Source organism: Massilia phyllostachyos, assembly GCF_021044825.1.
GTDB lineage: Bacteria > Pseudomonadota > Gammaproteobacteria > Burkholderiales > Burkholderiaceae_D > Telluria > Telluria phyllostachyos.
This window is the reverse complement of the sequence record NZ_JAJNOC010000033.1, coordinates 1-641: the sequence shown is the minus strand read 5'-3', so window position 1 is coordinate 641 and position 641 is coordinate 1. Positions and strand designations below refer to the sequence as shown.

Annotated in this window: 1 pseudogene; it reads right to left on the bottom strand. The window is 66.9% G+C overall.

Annotated features, from left to right (window positions below):
• Positions 1 to 641 (bottom strand): annotated as a pseudogene (locus LQ564_RS25745) (hypothetical protein); the annotation flags it as partial.

The following is a 641-nucleotide window of genomic DNA, read 5'->3' as shown; positions in this document are numbered from 1 at the left end:
TGGACGACCGACCATTGCGGCATCAGGCCGATGTCGTCGCGGCCGCCGGTGGTCGGCATGTAGGGCGCGGCCAGGCCTACGCCCATCGGCTCGATCGCGGCGCCGGTCCAGCGCTTGTTCAGGTCGGCCAGCACGCTTTCCGGGATGCTCAGCGTCTGGTCGTAGTTCGGCAGTGCGCGGCTGGCGATCAGGTAGGCGCTGTCGTGCTTGACGTTGACTTCCGGTGCGCTGCCGTTCCACCAGAACAGCTTGCGCCAGCGCGCATGGTGGTAGTGCTCCAGCGACGGCTTCGTATAGACGGCCTTGCCGCCGACGAGGACTTCGGCATTGTAGGTGAAGTTCTGGGGCGCCGCTTCATAAGCCCAGTTGTTTTCGATGACGACGTCGACGCGGGCCTTGCGGACCGCTTCGTACCAGCGCACCGAGAAGCGTGCGCTCAGGTGCGGGTGGGCAGCGCCGGCGCTGTTCTTCAGCGGAGCCGAGACTTCCCATTCGTTGACGGTCGAACCGCTGAGCCACGCTTTCGGGGCCGCGGCCTTCAGCAGCTCGTCGGCCGAGGCGGTGTAGCGCACGCCGTTGATGGTGGCGTTGAAGGAGGTGCTGAAGCCGGCGCCCAGCAGCGAGGCGACGTTGCCGGCGGT